14 protein-coding genes and 2 tRNA genes are annotated in these 16,124 nt (G+C 61.0%); 8 read left to right on the top strand and 8 right to left on the bottom strand.

Features of this window, described 5'->3' with window-relative positions; translation table 11 throughout:
* Positions 1-351: 351 nt before the first annotated feature.
* The 6 genes from AC0NIE_RS23995 (at position 352) to AC0NIE_RS24020 (ending at position 6,845) form a co-directional block, all read left to right on the top strand.
* Positions 352-1,518: an ROK family transcriptional regulator gene (locus AC0NIE_RS23995; protein WP_473488904.1), complete on the top strand. Its 1,167-nt coding sequence runs from the start codon at positions 352-354 to the stop codon at positions 1,516-1,518.
* Entirely contained in the window at positions 1,515-2,279 is a 765-nt protein-coding gene (locus tag AC0NIE_RS24000) for an ATP-binding cassette domain-containing protein (protein WP_473488903.1), read from the top strand. Before AC0NIE_RS23995 ends, AC0NIE_RS24000 begins: the two co-directional genes overlap by 4 nt.
* 39 nt (positions 2,280-2,318) lie before the next feature.
* Positions 2,319-3,359, top strand: a complete 1,041-nt coding sequence (locus tag AC0NIE_RS24005; protein ID WP_473488902.1) for a sugar ABC transporter substrate-binding protein — start codon at positions 2,319-2,321, stop codon at positions 3,357-3,359.
* A 160-nt stretch (positions 3,360-3,519) separates the two neighbouring features.
* Positions 3,520-4,515 (top strand): ABC transporter permease, encoded by a 996-nt coding sequence (locus AC0NIE_RS24010; RefSeq protein ID WP_473488901.1) that lies wholly within the window; start codon positions 3,520-3,522, stop codon positions 4,513-4,515.
* Positions 4,512-5,282, top strand: a complete 771-nt coding sequence (locus tag AC0NIE_RS24015; RefSeq protein WP_473488900.1) for an SDR family oxidoreductase — start codon at positions 4,512-4,514, stop codon at positions 5,280-5,282. Before AC0NIE_RS24010 ends, AC0NIE_RS24015 begins: the two co-directional genes overlap by 4 nt.
* 447 nt (positions 5,283-5,729) lie before the next feature.
* The gene (locus tag AC0NIE_RS24020) at positions 5,730-6,845 is read left to right on the top strand and encodes a hypothetical protein (RefSeq protein ID WP_473488911.1); all 1,116 of its coding nucleotides are present in this window, start codon (positions 5,730-5,732) and stop codon (positions 6,843-6,845) included.
* A gap of 145 nt (positions 6,846-6,990) precedes the next feature.
* Here the strand turns inward: AC0NIE_RS24020 and AC0NIE_RS24025 are convergent, their stop codons facing one another.
* The 5 genes from AC0NIE_RS24025 to asnB all read right to left on the bottom strand — a co-directional run bounded on the left by AC0NIE_RS24025 (position 6,991) and on the right by asnB (position 13,428).
* Positions 6,991-8,247, bottom strand: a complete 1,257-nt coding sequence (locus tag AC0NIE_RS24025; protein ID WP_473488899.1) for a flavin-containing monooxygenase — start codon at positions 8,245-8,247, stop codon at positions 6,991-6,993.
* Between the two features lie 391 nt (positions 8,248-8,638).
* Positions 8,639-9,646: an NAD(+) synthase gene (gene nadE / locus AC0NIE_RS24030; protein ID WP_473488898.1), complete on the bottom strand. Its 1,008-nt coding sequence runs from the start codon at positions 9,644-9,646 to the stop codon at positions 8,639-8,641.
* Positions 9,643-11,184 (bottom strand): class I adenylate-forming enzyme family protein, encoded by a 1,542-nt coding sequence (locus tag AC0NIE_RS24035; protein ID WP_473488897.1) that lies wholly within the window; start codon positions 11,182-11,184, stop codon positions 9,643-9,645. The genes nadE and AC0NIE_RS24035 overlap by 4 nt, the downstream gene beginning before the upstream one ends.
* A gap of 22 nt (positions 11,185-11,206) precedes the next feature.
* Positions 11,207-11,470 (bottom strand): acyl carrier protein, encoded by a 264-nt coding sequence (locus AC0NIE_RS24040; RefSeq protein WP_473488896.1) that lies wholly within the window; start codon positions 11,468-11,470, stop codon positions 11,207-11,209.
* 20 nt (positions 11,471-11,490) lie between these two features.
* Positions 11,491-13,428, bottom strand: a complete 1,938-nt coding sequence (asnB, locus tag AC0NIE_RS24045) for an asparagine synthase (glutamine-hydrolyzing) (protein ID WP_473488895.1) — start codon at positions 13,426-13,428, stop codon at positions 11,491-11,493.
* Positions 13,429-14,241: 813 nt separating this feature from the next.
* Between asnB and AC0NIE_RS24050 the strand changes: the two genes are divergently transcribed.
* Positions 14,242-14,721, top strand: coding sequence for a pentapeptide repeat-containing protein (locus AC0NIE_RS24050; RefSeq protein WP_474047308.1), 480 nt, complete (start codon positions 14,242-14,244; stop codon positions 14,719-14,721).
* Positions 14,722-14,820: 99 nt separating this feature from the next.
* Here AC0NIE_RS24050 and AC0NIE_RS24055 read toward each other — a convergent pair.
* Positions 14,821-14,896: transfer RNA gene (locus AC0NIE_RS24055), tRNA-Val, on the bottom strand.
* Positions 14,897-15,111: 215 nt separating this feature from the next.
* On the opposite strand from AC0NIE_RS24055, the gene AC0NIE_RS24060 reads away from it, so the two are divergent.
* Positions 15,112-15,188: transfer RNA gene (locus AC0NIE_RS24060), tRNA-Asp, on the top strand.
* 93 nt (positions 15,189-15,281) lie between these two features.
* On the opposite strand, the gene AC0NIE_RS24065 is transcribed toward AC0NIE_RS24060, so the two are convergent.
* Both AC0NIE_RS24065 and AC0NIE_RS24070 read right to left on the bottom strand, forming a co-directional pair.
* Positions 15,282-15,575, bottom strand: coding sequence for a hypothetical protein (locus AC0NIE_RS24065; protein WP_473488893.1), 294 nt, complete (start codon positions 15,573-15,575; stop codon positions 15,282-15,284).
* A 54-nt stretch (positions 15,576-15,629) separates the two neighbouring features.
* Positions 15,630-15,986, bottom strand: coding sequence for an EF-hand domain-containing protein (locus AC0NIE_RS24070; RefSeq protein ID WP_473488892.1), 357 nt, complete (start codon positions 15,984-15,986; stop codon positions 15,630-15,632).
* Positions 15,987-16,124: the final 138 nt, after the last annotated feature.

The following is a 16,124-nucleotide window of genomic DNA, read 5'->3' on the forward strand; positions in this document are numbered from 1 at the left end:
AAGGCAGGCAATTTGCCGAGGTCAGCGCCAGCGGAAGTCTCCCTCCCCCTTGTGGGGAGGGGCTAGGGGTGGGGTACATCGTAGAGCGAAAGCCTCGGCTTTCTACCTGCGATAGCCCTGCCCATTGCGGAGATCGGCGTTATCCCGGCTTTCGTCAATCGCCAGTCTCTCATGAATGAGCACCGCGTCGAAGCTGTCAATCTCCCCCTTTGTGGGGGAGATGTCCGGCAGGACAGAGGGGGGCGCGAAGGAATGCGACTTAGCCGGGATCGCGCTTGAAATTCTTTTTTGAATTCCATTTGACTGAATAAATATTCGGTGCGAACCTCATGTCTCCTAGGGACGCAAGACATGGCACTGCGGGGGACCAATCAGGAATTCGGGAGGCCTTACAACAGGCGCATCGTCCTCGAATCCATCCGCCTTCACGGTCCGATCGCCCGCGGCGAAATTGCCCGGCGGGTCGGGCTCACCGTGCAAACGGTATCGACCATCGTTCGCGAGTTGGAAGAACACGGCTACGTTCTGTCCATGCGCGAAGAGCCGCGGGGGCGCGGGCTGCCCCCGGCGACCCTGCGGATCAACCCGGAGGGCGGCTATGCCGTCGGCATCCATGTCACCCCGCTGGGTATCAATGCAGCGCTGATCAATTTGAGCGGAGACGTGATCGAGAGCGCCTACCGCGATGCCCCCAACGCTACGCCCGACCACGCCTTCGACCTGATCGGCTCGATGGTGCTTGAATTGACCCGACTGCGGCCTGGCGGTCGCGTTCTCGGCATCGGCATGGCGCTGCCCGGCCCTTTCGGGGTGGAGTCGATGAGCTTTATCGGCCCGACGACGATGACCGGCTGGAAGGACGTGGCGCTTCGGGAACGGCTGGAGGCCTCGACCGGGCTGCCCGCGTTTTTTGAGACCGACATGGCGGCCGCGGCAATGGGCGAGCGCCTGTATGGCCTCGGGACGGGGTATTCCGAATACTACTATCTCTATTTCGGAGTCGGTCTTGGCGGCGTCATGGTGCATGACGGAAGCGCGTTGCGCGGCGCCTGGGGAAATGCCGGCGAAATCGGTCACATCCCTGTCGCGCCTGGTGGCGAGCCGTGCCCCTGCGGCAATCGCGGCTGCCTCGAACGGTACCTCTCGCTCGAGGCGCTGCGGCGCCGGAACATCAGCGACGCCGAGTGGGTCAGCGAAGTCGGGCCGATCTTCCGCAACGCCATCACCATCATCGAGAACCTGTTCGATCCCGAAACCATCATCCTCGGCGGGCTGGCGTCCACCGATTTGCTTGAACGACTGGCCGGTTCGGTTGCGAACCTTCCCAACTCGATCTCGGCGCGAAAGGACCGCACGGCGCCCCGTGTCACCGTCGCGCGCGGCGGCCAGCATGCGGTGCTGCGCGGGGCCGCAGCGCTTGCCGTCTCAGGGGTGCTTTCGCCACGCTTCGGCCAGATATTCACCGCCGAGCGCGAACGCGGGCGAGATATCCTGCAAGGCAAGGGGATCGCGGCATGAGTGAACCTCTGCTGGTGCTCGACAACGTCGCCAAGAACTATGGCGCGATCGAAGCGCTCAAGGGCATCAGCTTCTCGATCGGCAAGGGCGAGGTGGTGGCGCTTTTGGGCGACAATGGCGCCGGCAAATCGACACTGGTCAAGATCATCGCCGGCGGGCTGGAGCCGACCTCCGGTCACATGCTGTTCGAAGGAAAGGAATTCCTCGCCAAATCTCCCGCCGAGGCCAAGGCGGCGGGGATCGAGACCGTCTACCAGGATCTCTCGCTTTGCACCAATGTCGACGTGGTGGCCAATTTCTTCATGGGCCGCGAGATCACCAGGAAATTTCTTGGCGTTCCCGTGCTCGACGAACCCGCCATGGAGCAGGTGGTCGAAAAGGCGCTGGCCAGCGCAGGCACGCGTATCCCATCGCTCAGAACCAATGTCGAGCACCTCTCGGGCGGCCAGCGGCAGGCCATCGAACTCAACCGATTCGTGCATTTTGGCGGCAAGCTCGTGCTTCTCGACGAGCCGTTCGCAGCACTCGGTGTCGAGCAGACGCGGCGCGGTCTCGACATGATCCGCCAGGTGGCGAGCCAAGGTATCGGCGTCGTCATCATCACCCATATCATGCAGCAGGCCTTCCAGGTCGCCGACCGGATCGTGGTGATCCGGCAAGGTGTCGTGGCGGGCGATGTCGCGCGCAACAAGACAAGTCCCGACGCGGTGGTCAACATGATCACCGGAGAGACGCTCGCCGGTGCCGGACCGGCAGGCTGAGGGACAAATGAGGGGTCCGGCGCAAAAGGAGCGAACGACATGAAGAAAATACTTCTTGCTGTCTTCGGTATCCTGGCACTGGCCTTTGCCACGCTCACGCCGGCATTTGCCCAGTCCAAGGGCACCGTCTACTACCTGGTGCCGACATTGCTCGACGAATTCCAGACCGGCTCGGTGAGCGCTCTGGAGATGTTCCTGAAGCAGGTCGGCTACGAGATGAAGACGCTGAACGCCGATAACAAGACCGACGCTCAGCAATCGCAAATGAACGACGTCATCGCGCTCAAGCCGTCGGCGATCATTCTCGCTGCCGTCGATTTCAATGCGTTGAAGCCGTCTATCGAGGCCGCCCGCGCCGCCGGCATCCCGGTGGTCGAGTTCGATCGCCAGATCACCTCGACACCGTCCGACTTCACTTCGGTGGCGGGAACGGTCGAGATCGGCCAGATTGCCGCCGATCAGGCCGAGAAGCTCTTGAAGGCGAAGCACGGATCGGTGAAAGGCAAGATCCTCCAGGTGCTCGGCGATCCTGGCGACCCCTACACGCTCGACATCCAGAAGGGTTTCGAGGAGAAGATGAAGGCGTTCCCGGACGTTAAGATCATCTCGGTGCCTGCCATGCAATGGGAAGCCAGCAATGCCGGCACTATCGTTGCCGACCAGATGCTTGCCAACCCGGATATCGACCTGATCTTCAGCCATGCGGCGCACCTCTCGGTCGCCGCCGTCGCCTCGCTCGAGGCCGCCGGCAAGAAGCCGGGCGACGTCATGCTGATGAGCTCGAACGGTGCGCCGGTCGGCCTCGACCTGATCCGCAAGGGTTGGCTCAACGTCGAAGTCGAGCAGCCGCTCTACGCTCAGGCCGCCGCCGCCGCCATGTTCATGGACAAGGTCGTCAACAAGCAGGAGATCAAGCCGGGCGAGTACGACGTGCTCGGCCTCAAGTCGACCGTGACCAAGGAAGCCTGGGGGCCAAATATCAAGATCCCCGGCGCTGCGATCACCAAGGAAAACGTCGACAACCCGGCCTTCTGGGGCAATATGAAGCCGCCCACGGACACCGTGAAGCCGGTCGAATAGCAAAGTCGCCTAGGGCTTCGGGCCACGCCGGCCCGGAGCCCAACCTCTGCAGCCCGGCACGTCAGAACGAACGCGCAGGCACGCTGCAGCAATTTTCAATCCGCGCATAATCCCGAAAATCGAATCGGCTTTCGGGGTCATGCGCCAGTCGGATCAGCACATGAATCCCCGCACGCGCCACGCCCTCGAGTTCACCCTCGACAACCTCGTCTGGTTCATGCTGGTCTTCGTGCTGGTGGTCTTCTCCATCTTCATTCCAAACTATTTCCAGCTCGGCATCTTCGCCAACATCATAGAGGCGTCGAGCGTGCTTGGCGTCATGTCGATCGGCCTGGCGCTGGTCATCATCACCGGCCACATGGACCTGTCCGTCGAATCCGTGGCGGCGCTCGGCGCCATGGCGGTCGGCATCCTGTTTTGCTCGGCGGGTATCGGCCTTGGCGTCCAATTGCATCCGGAATGGCTGATGGTTCCGGTTTCGCTGCTTATTGCCCTCGTTGTCGGCGGCATCATCGGCGCCATCAACGGCTACCTGGTTGTGAAGGTGAAGATGAGTGCTTTCATCATCACGCTGGCGTCCTACATCTGGGTGCGCGGCCTCGTGCTGGTTATTTCTGGCGGCCGCTCCGCGCAGGATCTTGCGCCGGCAATCCGCTGGTTCGGCATTCAGCGCCTCCTTGGCCTGCCGCTCACCGCCTGGATTACCATTTCGTGTTTCGTGATCTTCTCGCTGATCATGGCCAAGACCCCCTTCGGCAGGCACCTCGTCATGATCGGCGGCAACGAGACCGCAACCTTCCGCGCCGGCATCCGCGTCAACCGCAACCTCGTCATCGCCTTCGTTCTCGCTGGCGCCATCGCCGGCCTTGCCGGCTGGCTGCTGGTGATCCGCACCTCCGGCGCCACCGCCAATCTCGGCGTCGGCCTGCTGTTCAACGCGTTCGCCGCCGTCGTCATCGGCGGTGTCAGCCTGAAGGGCGGCGTCGGCACACTGCCCGGCGTCTATGCCGGCGTGCTTTTGCTGTCGGCCATCAACACCGCGATCAACCTCATGGGCCTTCCGGCCAACTTCACCGAGGTGATCCATGGCCTGCTGGTGCTTGCCGCCGTGCTGCTCGACGCTTTCAAGCAAACCATTCGCCAGAGGCTGGCATGACCGGGCGGCTCAAAGACAAGATCGCGCTGATCGTCGGCAGTGCGCGCGGCATCGGCAAGGGCATCGCACAGCGCTTTGCCGAAGAGGGCGCGAAACTGGTCCTGGCCGATACCGAGGTCGAGGCCGGGCAAGCGGCCGCGGATGAGCTCGGCGCTGCCTTCATTCGCACCGACATCTCGCAGATGGCCGATGCGGAGGCCGCCGTTGCACTGGCGCTCGACCATCACGGCCGTCTCGAAATCATGGTCCAGAATGCCGGCATCTATCCGTGGCAGTTGCTGGAAAACACCAGTCCGGAGGACTGGGACCGTGTCATGGCGGTCAATTTGCGCGGCAGCTTCAATGCAGCCCGGGTCGCGCTCGTTCCGATGAAGGCGCAGCACTTTGGCCGCATGCTGTTCACCTCCTCCATCACCGGCCCGCACGTCACCAGCCCTGGTCACGGCCACTATTCGGCGACCAAGGCCGGCATCAACGGCCTGATCCGTTCGGCCGCTCTCGAATTCTCTGCCTATGGCATCACCGTCAACGGCGTCGAACCCGGCAATATCCTCACCGAAGCAATCCAGCTGCATCGCGGCGCCGCCTATATAAAGAACATGGAGGACTCCATACCGCTCGGCCGCCTCGGCAGCCCGCGCGACGTGGCCAATGCTTTCCTGTTCCTGGCCTCGGACGACGCCAGCTACATCACCGGCACGACCATCATCGTCGACGGCGGGCAGCTGCTGCCCGAAGGCAAGGATTTCCGGCTGCTTCCGCCATGATCGTCGATTTTGGCGCCGGTTTTTTTCCTGCACCAGGCAACAGCGGCAGATCATGGCAGCACTTGCCATGGTTCGTCTCAAGACCGGCGACGCGGGCAAGGATAGTAGCCAAGCGACTTGGCTTCGCACCGGAAGTTGCAGGCTGAGCCTTCGCCGGACGTGCGGCGGCACCGACGAAACAAGGCTGCGTCCGATAAAACTCGATTCGCTACCAATACTTCAACATCGGTTTACCCGAAGTTGGTAACAGCAACGACGCTCGTTTTCATGATCAAGCAAAGGGCCTACCTTGCCGCAGCATTACAGCTCTGCTTTCGGCCACCGGAGCGATTGCAACTGGTCGAGATTGCACCGCTACGAACACCCGACGGTCGCCGCGATGGCCGATGGGAAGCCTTGCCTTGCCATGGTCTGGAAACGCGGGGACTCCGGTGCCGGGAGCCGGGCTTGAGCGTCATTCGCGCCTTGGAAGGTGCCGATCTTCCGGCAGTCGCAGGCATGTTTCAACGCGTGCTGCGCAAAGAGCGGACCGAAGCGACGCCAGCGCTCATCGACTATATGAGACGGTTTTATCTGGAGGCGCCGGGTTGCGGAGGCGATCTGCGGTCGCTTGTCCACGTCAACGCAGCCGGCCGCGTCTCCGGATTTGTCGGCGTTCACGCATTGCCGATGCAGTTCAACGGCCGGCAATTACGAGCCGCCATCTGCAGCTCGCTCATGGTCGAGGATCATGAGCGCGACCCGATGGCCGGAGCCCGCTTGTTGAAAGCTTACCTGGATGGTCCGCAAGACATCTCCTTCAGCGAGACGGCCAACGACATCTCTGCAAGGTTGTGGACACGGCTGCGCGGCGTGGTCCTGCCGCAATACAGTCTCGATTGGGTACGCGTGATGCGGCCGTCAAGCTTTGTGCTCGGCCTTTCCGCCAGTCGCATGAAGCTTGCCAGAATGCTTAATCCGTTTGCGCATGCCCTCGACCGATTTTATTGCAGGCGAATGAAGTCCAGCGAACGACGCTGGTCCGGTGTGGCGGCGGACGGGGCAGGCCATGGCGCCTTTCGGACATCCGAAATCGACAGCGACACATTTGCCAAGCTCGTCGAACCGTTGACCGCCCAGTTCGCCCTGCGCCCGGCGTGGGCGGAAAGCCAACTTGCTCATATCCTGATCGATGCGGCACAAAAGCCGGAGCTCGGCGAGCTTATCTACGTTTCCGTGACATCGCCGGTCGGCAGCAATGTCGGCGCATTCGCCTATTACGCACGGGCGGGTGAAATCGGTCGCGTGCTGCAGATCCTCGCCCTTCCCGGTCAGGCGGGTTCGGTGATCGACTGCCTGATCGATCATGCCGCCGTACGCGGCGTCAGCGGCCTGCGCGGGCGCATTCAACCCGCACTTCTGGAGGCAATGCTTGGGCGACGCATCGCTTTCCTGACCGTTGCCTCGACCGTGGTGCATTCCCGCGATCCAGAGCTTCTGGATGCCATGAAGAACTCTCAAGCCTTCCTGAACGGGCTTGCGGGCGAGCAGTGGAGCCGGCTGATCGGCGGCGGCTTCACCTGAAGCATTCGGTCGTGCGGGAGCGAAGTTATTGGCTGATCGTTGGAGGCCTTTGCCCGCGGCGCAAGGCGGTGGCTGACGATCTGCCGGCCTCTGACACTGATCACGGCCCTGACTGTCAGGAGTTTCTTGACTATGCCAAAGGCGGTCACGAATGCCCTGCGATATGTTCGACAAGGCGAGGTGCTTCCTCGGCGATCACCAAGATGATGCCTGACTTGCGTGTGGAGGCGAAGTCCAGCCCTGCGAAGTAAAGGCCCGGCAGGGCGGCCACGCCATCCGCGTGAACAGGCTGTCCCGCGCTGTCGAGCGCACCGGGAAGCCTCATCCAACTGAAATCGCCCTTAAAGCCCGTGCACCACACCACGCTCGTTACGCCGGAGCGGGAGAGATCGAGCGAACCGATCGTCGGGTTCGGCTGACGCATCGCGACCGTCTCCGCCGGGTCGGGCTCCGCAACGGGTGCATCGATCCCCATGCGGCTGATATAGTCGTCGACATGGCGTTTGACATTTTCGGAGGCTTCATCCGCAAAGCGGGCATTCGCTTCGAGATCGTCGGCAAACGAGAGGCTGCCGCCATCCTCGATGCCGGTGAGACGCCCAAGAAGCACGACACCCTGGGCGCTCAGCGCCTGAAGGCTTATCGTATACATCGACCCGAGCACACCACGCGGCGGGATGCGTCCCGCAAGTCGAATGAATTCCTCCCGGCGCACGTCGAGAAACCCGCTTTCGAGCAGCCAGACCATGATGTCGCGACCCCGGTAGCGCCGTGGAAGCCGTCCGACACGACTGGTCGCAAGGAAGACCGTTCGACCTGCGTCTGCCAATTCCTCCGCGATCTGAGCACCAGATTGGCCGCTTCCGACCACCAGCACCGCTCCATCGGGCAGATCGGCAGCGCTGCGGTAGCCGGAAGCGTCGATCTGGCGGAGAGCGGGCGACAACGCCGCGGCCCAGACCGGGCGCACCGGACAATTCAGGCTGCCGCTTGCGACGATCACATTGCGCGCCCAAAGCGTGCCCTGTGAGGTGGTCAGCCGATAGGCGCCATCCTCGTGCGTGAGTTCGCTTACCGCAGTATCCGGTTCGATCGGCAGCGCGTTGCGCCCGGCGAAATCCTCAAGGAGAGTGACGAACTGATCGCGCGTCAGGGCACCATCCGGATCCGGACCGTCATAGCAATCGCCCGGCATGACGGTCTGCACGTTGGGAGTATTCATCCGAAATAGATCCCATCGCTGTGTGCGCCAGGTCTCTCGTATGCGGCCCCGCTCCAATACGCTGTGGCGCAGGCCCCGTCGCGCCAGCCAATAGCTGACACCCAGGCCGGCCCAGCCGGCCCCGATGACGACAGCATCGAGAACATCGCCGCCATCGGTCATTTGCTGCGGTGATCTCATAATCGCCCCCGGCAATCTCGCCGCGCAGCATTAAGCCTTGTCCACGGCAACTAGTCCAGCACCGCCGATTTCCGTCCGACTGGCCTACCGCATTCCGGTTCGCCAGCCTCTCGCCAGAGCGCAAGGCGAACCCGAGAACCTCCAACGTAGTCTCCATCGAGAAACTTCCTTTGCTCGTCCACGGAAAGCCGATCACAGATCAAGACGGACAGGGCAATGTGGGTGCGGAACATCGGTCACCCTGTAGGGCTCGCCGTGGCTAATGCATGTCGCGCAAAAGTGTGCAGCGGTTTCGCGATAACGACATGCATAAAAACAACAACCTAAAGCGCGTCGCATGAGGCCGGTTGAGGCCGGTCAAACGCGACGCGCTTTAGGTTGGAGAGGCAGGTCAGGTATCGACTTCCTCGACTTCATCAACAAGTTGCGGACGCAGATGCAGATAGCGCGTCGCCTTGCGCTTGGCGGCGATGTCGGTCCAGACGCGTTCAACTTGCGAGGCAGTCAATCCCGCCGCCTGCCCCACCGCTTCGGCGGCCACGCCGTTGTTGATACCGCAAAGGCAAATATCCATGCGGTCATAGGGAAGCGAGAAGTAGAACTCCTCCTGCGTCTGCGCCAGCGAATAGGTGTCGGTGGTCGGCGGCCGGATACGGATTTCCTCGGGAACGCCGAGATAGGCCGCGAGCGCGTAGACCTGCGTTTTATAGAGGTGGGCGATCGGCTTGACGTCCGCCGCGCCGTCACCGTTCTTGACGAAGAAGCCCTGATCGTATTCCAGCCGGTTGGGCGTTCCAAGAACGGCGAAGTTCAGCCGATCGGCATGATAATATTCGATCTGCTTGCGGGTGCGCTGCTTCATGTTGGTGGCGGCGACGATACCGAGATAGACCGGGAGTGGCATTCTTATTTTGGTCTGCTTGCCCTTGGGGTCCTGCACCACCAGCGACGAAATGTTGTAGCCCTCGCCCTCGAGGGCGTTCGCAATCACGATCTTCGAGGCCCAGCCTTCGCCGTATTCCGGGACCAGTTCGCGGATGAAAGCGTTGCGACGCTGGTAGCAGCCCATCGCACGCAGGGCCGGCCCGATATCCTCCACAATAGCCTCGACACCGAAAGTATCGGCGACAAGCCGGCCGAGCCGTAGACTTTCCGGATCGGAATCGTTTTCCGGCATGAAGAGGCAGAGTACATTCTGGCCGCCGATGGCCCTCGCGGCCAAGGCGACCGAAACGCTGGAATCGATCCCGCCGGAAAGACCGAGGACGAGGCCGCGCTTGCGGATGCCGCGCAACTGCTTGCGCAAGGCCGTCACGATTCTGTCCGTTTCGGCGGCAGGGTCGATCGCCAGAGCCTGCGCCAGAAAGGTCTGCGCGTCTTGGGTCGGGCGAACACTCATTGCGCGGCCTCCATCATCTCTACCGCAAGCCGACGGCTGACCTTGCCCGTATCCGTCTTCGGCAATTCCAAGCGGAACTCGATGATTTTGGGCACCATGAAGTCCTCAAGGTGACGTGCGCAGTGGCGCATGACATCAGTTTCACTGAGCTTCGGATCCGAGCGTATGACGAGCGCACCGATCGCATGCCCGAGCACCGGATCCGGCACGCCGACGACAACGGCTTCCGCGATGCCAGGATGGGCGTGAAGCACGGCTTCCACTTCCTTCGGGGCCACCTTCTCTCCCCGCGTCTTTATGATGTCGTCCTTGCGGCCGACGAAATAGAGAAAGCCGTCCTCATCGGTCCTGAACAGGTCACCGGTGTAGAGAACCTTCTCCCAAGGAACCGGGCCCGCTCTGAGCACTCGTTCCGTCGCAGCTTCGTTTCGCCAATAACCCTGCATGACGTGCGGTCCGCGAATGACCAGCTCACCCGCCACGCCTGGCGGCACGCGTTGCCCGTGGTCGTCGACGACAAAGGCTTCGGTGTTCGGGATGGCTATGCCGACCGACCCCGGCCGGCGATCGAGCTCCTCGGGCGGCAGGTAGGTGCAGCGCTTGCATTCCGTCAGGCCATACATCGAATAGAGCCTGACACCGGGAAAAAGGAACCGCAGACGTTCTATATGCGCCGGCGGCAAGGCAGCCGCCGTGTTGGAAATATAGCGAACGCTGGGCAGGAAGCCCGGCTCCAGGTCACGCATCTGCAGGATCATCGCTGCCATCGTCGGCACAAGCGGAAAACCGGTGGCGCCTTCCTCGCGGATACGCTCAAAGATCGCTTGAGGAAAGGCGAAGGACTTCTCGAGCACGAGCGTGGCGCCGAGCCTGACGGCCATCAGCAACTGATAGAGGCCATAGTCGAAAGAGAGTGGAAGAACATTCAAAATGATGTCGTCTGGAGAGTTGCGCAGATAGGTGGTGATCGAGTCCGCGGCCGCGTCGCAATTGCGGTGCGTCATCATCACGCCCTTGGGCCGGCCCGTTGAGCCTGAGGTGTAAATCAGCATGGCCAGATCGACGTCGATGCCGCGGTGGTCGATCTCCCCGGCTTCGAGCGTCAGACAGTCCGCCAGGGACGTCGCCCCAGCCGGGCATTGGTTATCGGCACCAGCGGTGGAAGCCACGAAGATGCCGGTGTTGCCGCCGCACGCCTCGGCGACCACGGGCATCAGTTTTGCTTGCGTGAGGATCGCCGCAGCGTCGCAATCGCCGATGATGTAGGCAAGCTTTTCGGCCTTGGTGGATGCGTTGATCGGACTAAATGTCGCCCCTGCCTTGAGGACGGCGAAAATCGAAACCGCAGCCTCCCAGCAATTGTCCATGAAGATCAGGACCCGGTCGTTGCGCCTGACGCCATTCGCGAAAAGGGCTGCGGCCAGGCGGCTCGAAAGATCGTCCAGTTCTTCGAAGCTCAGCCTTCTGTCCTTGGTGATCAATGCCGTTTTGGCGGGATGGGCAGCGGCCTTCGCGGCCAGAAAATGTTCGATCCGCACGGGCGCTCCTCGCCGATCGCGCCTAGACTACCGGCGTTCCCGCTTTCGCCTTGATGAAGGACGAAATACGGTCAACCGAATCCAAGTTGGCCGGTACAATGTCGGAATCGACCATCGCAATACCGAAATTGTCCTCAATGAAGGCCACGAGTTCCACCACGGCCGTCGAGTCGATGATGTCGTTCTCGATCAGCGAGGCTGTATCTGCAAGTTCGTACGACGTGTCGCCAAACAAGAAGTTGTCAACGATAAAGGCTCTGACCTTGTCCTTGATTGTAATCATCATTTTTTCCTTCCTTGGATTTCTCAGGCCGCTCGTGCTGCACTGACTTCTTGGCCGGCAAAATTTTTCTGCCATAGTTGGGTCGATAGGATGCCGACGAAGGCCGCGTTGTCGCGGAACCCGGATGCTGGCTGCGTGCGGCATTTCTCATGAAGGTTCGCCACCGCCTTGGCGTTGAACAGTCCGCCGGCAGCGATGCTCGCTTCACTCAGCAAGTCGCGTACATAATCCAGTTCTCCGGCTCCAACAAAGGAGCTGGCGTCCGGGGCTCGGTAAGGCTGTTTGGTGCGCTCCCGGATCGCGGTGGGAAGCAGGTGCTTGGCTGCCTTGCGCAGTATGTGCTTTTCGACCAATCCCTTCAGCTTCATTTCCGGCAGAAGTCTCCCTGCGAACTCCACCAAACGAGGATCAAGGAAAGGGAAACGTCCTTCGATACCGTGCGCCATGGCCATCCGATCGCCTTGGCTGGACAGGATATAGCCCGGCAGAAGGAAGCGGCTTTCGAGATATTGCGCCTGATGCAGCGGGTGCCACAGGGAAAATGCTTGGGGCAACCGGCTGACCAGGTCCTCGGCCGCGTCATAGCCCTTCAACGTCGCACGCAGGTCGCCGGAAAAGAAAATCTTCGCCGCCGCCGTGGTCTTGAAGCGCGGCCGATGCGAGAACAGCGGATCGTCGAGCGCAGTGTTGCCGGCGCCGAAGAACGCAGCCAGGTACTCCACGGACTGCTGCTGCAGACCCGGCAGATAGGGATAAAGCCTGCGGAACAGCTGCGGCCTCATGCGCGACGCCGGCTGCCGTCCGCAGAACCGGCGAACACGCGCTTCCCTGAAGACATCGTACCCCGCGAAGACCTCGTCGGCGCCCTCGCCGGTCAGCACCACTTTCAGGCCCGCCTGGCGAACGAGGCCGGACAACTGATAGAGGGGAGCCGGGGCCGTGCGGATGATCGGCCGCTCGGCAAAGCGAATGACTTCGGGGAAGACGCCGGCGATATCGCCGGCCTGGCAGGCAATGGTTCGATGCCGGGCGCCAAGTGCTGAAGCCATCTCGGTCTGGAAGGCGCTTTCGTCGTGCTCGGTGCTGTCGAACGTCACGGAAAATGTCTGCAGCCTCCGAGGAGTCATGCCGGCGGCAAGCGCCGAAACAAGGGATGAATCGAGCCCGCCCGAAAGATAAGAACCGACCGGCACGTCGGCGCGCATGCGAAGCCTCACCGCATCGGTCAAAAGGGCCTGCAGTTCCTCGGCCGCATCGTCCTCGTGCGTGACCTTCGACGGCGCGTCCCGATGCGGATAGTCGAGGTGCCAATAGCGTTTGACCGTGACTTGCCCCTGTGTCGCGATCATCATGCTCGCCGGCTCCAGCTCGTGGATATTGCGGAAAGCCGTGCGGGGAGCGATCGGCGCCCACAGCGTAAAGATCTGGTCGAGTGCTATCGGATCGATTTCGGCCGAGACGCCGGGCACCTTCAGCAGGGCTTTGATCTCCGACGCAAAGTAAAGCACGCCGTCCTTGCTCGTGTAGAACAGCGGCCGGACACCCATCCGGTCTCGTGCAAGCACCATACGGCGACGCCTGTTATCCCATATCGCGAAGGCGAAATCGCCGTTCAGAAGCGACAGGCAGTCTTCGCCCATCTCGTCATACAGCTGCAGGATAACCTCTGTGTCGCTCGAAGTACGGAAGCGCCGGCCCTTGGCCATCAGCCCTTCGCGCAGCTCCAGGTAGTTGAAAATCTCGCCGTTGAACGCAATCGTCAAATCGCCTGACACGTCGGACATCGGCTGCTGGCCGTCACCGATCCCGATCACGGACAGCCGCGCATGCCCGAGCCCGGCGTCGGCTGCCACAAATTTCCCTTGCTCATCCGGCCCGCGATGGGCGATCGCAGCGATCATCCGCGCAAGCAAAGCTTCCGCATCCCGGATCGAACCGAAATAGCCCCCGAATCCGCACATTGGTATGACTCATTTATCAGCGATGTACGAAACATAACCTCAATAGTTGCCTCAAGCGTTAACCGGATAACTTCGGCTAACACATGGTTAACAATAATTAAACAACAAATGTACTTTTTTAGCTCTATTATCTCGTCGAGATAGAAAAGTATATTTCAACGCTAAACGCAACTTTGTTCGAGCAACGGCGGCGCAGTCACGTTGCCGCCCATCGCCGGCTCAGTGGGTCCGTCACAGATCGCTTGTTCGCTCGATGGATTTGCAATCCCGAGCCGCCCGCCCTAACCCGACAAAACGTGCGGAAACTAAGAACGATTAGGTTTGCCCCGAAGTCAGCGAGCGCCTGTCGCTCTGCTCACGTGCAACCTTGAAAGCGCTGATAGTCGAATGAACTGGCGAGATGTCCCGGAGGGAACCGAGGGGCATTTCCGCCGGCTCAACTGGAACCCGGAGGAGTCATTCGGGGTTCCCAGTGCTGCCTAACGCCGCCCGGCCCTGATCTGTTCCGCGTTTAGAGCCCACAACAACCCTGAGATCGTGTTTGGTAGCCGGTCCCCATGATACCATTCGGCGGCATGGCCTGTGGTCTATCGCGTTGACCGACTGGGCGCGCCGCCTAGCTTCTAGGCATCGTTGACAGATGGCGCGACACTAGGAACGACGCCAAGACGCGGGCGATCTGCGACAGTACAACCGCAGGTCGCATTTTTCCAAAAAGAGCCGTAAACATGCTGGGATGGCGGATAAAACAACTGACAGTTTTCACTGCGCTGGCCGTTGGGCTTGGGCACTTCTTCCACGACTGCGTTCGATTTGGATGCGGTCGAGCGTCTCAGGTCCAAGCCAATATGCGCAGACTGCGACCTATCGGGCGCCAGCATGACGGGGAGCTATCTGCCGGGCGCGATTCTGACCAATGCGAACCTGACGGGCGCCGACCTTAAAGAAGCAAACATGAATGGCGCGGACCTTAGCGGTGCGAATCTCTCCGGCGCGGAACTATCTGGCGCCAGCCTAAATTACGCGAACTTGCCAGGCGCGAATCTGTCGAATGCGAACCTGTCGAAGGCGAGCCTTTCTGGCGCAAACCTGTCAAATGCGAGCCTGTCAGGAGCGGTCTTGACTGGTGCAAGCCTAAGGGGCGCGCGCCTTGCGCAAGCGCGGCTGTCGGGCGCAAACCTGGAGGGAGCAAACTTGCATTTGGTGCTAAACTTGGACGCGGCGCTGCTTGTGGACGCGAAACTTTGCAACACAACAATGCCGGACGGCCTGATAGATAACAGAGGCTGCTAGTCCCGGTATTTGATGGAGAGCGGGTGCCGTTTTGAATTGCCTCCCAGTTCAATGAACCCGGAGGTAACTTCGTCTTCTGGGCGGAAGTTATTGATTTTATGGTGGGCGATGACGGGCTCGAACCGCCGACATCTTCGGTGTAAACGAAGCGCTCTACCAACTGAGCTAATCGCCCGCTCCGGGCCGGACCTTTAAGCAGTTAGGACGGGGTTCGCAAGGCCAAATGAGCGCACAACGCCCTCGCCGCCGATCGTTTTCGGCAACAAAATTCGGCTTGTCAAAAAACCTTCTCCTGTTTGCTGTTATGCTGTCGCGCTCCGCTTGACACCCGGTGGCTTACGCCTTATCCACCGCCCCAACGACGAACACGGCTGACCGTGCTCGTCTTGCGCGGGTGTAGCTCAGTTGGTTAGAGTGCCGGCCTGTCACGCCGGAGGTCGCGGGTTCGAGCCCCGTCACTCGCGCCATTTTCAATCACTTAGGTGATTGGAAATGAAAAAAACTCTGAATGCCGGACCGGCAATTCAGATATTCGGGTCGACCTTGGCACCCGATAATTTCTAGCGCTTGGTTCGATTTTTAGAGATCCGTTCGATTTGGCTCATCACCGCTTGCGGATCGACGTTGTGAGCTAGCTGGGGCAGTTCGTCATCTGCCGGCGTCGATACCTTCAAACGCTCCGTCAGAGCGGTTTCGATCAGTCGTGTGGTTTCATGTTCGTTGAGCAGGCTGATCTGCAGATTCAGCTCGGTGCGGCGCTCGCTGAGCTCAGCCATTCTGTTCTGGTTGGGACTAGCCATGCCCTTGCGAGGCGCCGGGGTTTTCCCGACAAACTTGCCAACGAGACCAGCCATTTCCGAATTCCTCTCCTGAATTTCCGTCCAGGAACGCGCAAGACTTGCAGTGATTTATTCACCCGTTTCGTCGGCACCTCCGTGGAAGAAGGATCGGATTTCCTCCCTGTCGACGCTGTCATCGCCGTTCTCGTCGACGGCGTTGAATATCCGCCCGATGAAATCCTGAACCTCGGTTTGAGAAAGCGCACCATCGCCGTCGGCGTCCACTATGGCGAACATCATTCGCATCCGCGCGCCATGCATCATCCCGCCTCCCATTCGGCGCCCGTCATGCGGACCTCTTCGGAAATCGCGATGCCAACGATCGCCACCTCGTCGTTCTGCTCGGGGGCGGCGATGCTCCTGCATTCTCTCCTCGAGCATCTCAGTCATCATCTCACGCATCATATTGCGCATCATATTGCGCATGGAGTCTTCGGTTGGCCCGCTCGACGCTGGCTCTGAGCCACGATCTGGCGCAGGTGCGGCGGGCGCAGGTGAGCTTGTCTGGGATAGTGCCGGCGAAGCCAGCATAGCCAACGCCGCGGCAACTGCTGTGGTCTTGCT

Source organism: Mesorhizobium sp. WSM4842, from assembly GCF_055901575.1.

Coding starts and splice junctions, on each gene's coding strand:
- AC0NIE_RS23995 (WP_473488904.1), top strand. CDS start 352: ATGGCACTGCGGGGGACCAATCAGGAATTCGGGAGGCCTTACAACAGG.
- AC0NIE_RS24000 (WP_473488903.1), top strand. CDS start 1,515: ATGAGTGAACCTCTGCTGGTGCTCGACAACGTCGCCAAGAACTATGGC.
- AC0NIE_RS24005 (WP_473488902.1), top strand. CDS start 2,319: ATGAAGAAAATACTTCTTGCTGTCTTCGGTATCCTGGCACTGGCCTTT.
- AC0NIE_RS24010 (WP_473488901.1), top strand. CDS start 3,520: ATGAATCCCCGCACGCGCCACGCCCTCGAGTTCACCCTCGACAACCTC.
- AC0NIE_RS24015 (WP_473488900.1), top strand. CDS start 4,512: ATGACCGGGCGGCTCAAAGACAAGATCGCGCTGATCGTCGGCAGTGCG.
- AC0NIE_RS24025 (WP_473488899.1), bottom strand. CDS start 8,247: ATGAGATCACCGCAGCAAATGACCGATGGCGGCGATGTTCTCGATGCT.
- nadE (WP_473488898.1), bottom strand. CDS start 9,646: ATGAGTGTTCGCCCGACCCAAGACGCGCAGACCTTTCTGGCGCAGGCT.
- AC0NIE_RS24040 (WP_473488896.1), bottom strand. CDS start 11,470: ATGATGATTACAATCAAGGACAAGGTCAGAGCCTTTATCGTTGACAAC.
- asnB (WP_473488895.1), bottom strand. CDS start 13,428: ATGTGCGGATTCGGGGGCTATTTCGGTTCGATCCGGGATGCGGAAGCT.
- AC0NIE_RS24065 (WP_473488893.1), bottom strand. CDS start 15,575: ATGGCTGGTCTCGTTGGCAAGTTTGTCGGGAAAACCCCGGCGCCTCGC.
- AC0NIE_RS24070 (WP_473488892.1), bottom strand. CDS start 15,986: ATGCGCAATATGATGCGCAATATGATGCGTGAGATGATGACTGAGATG.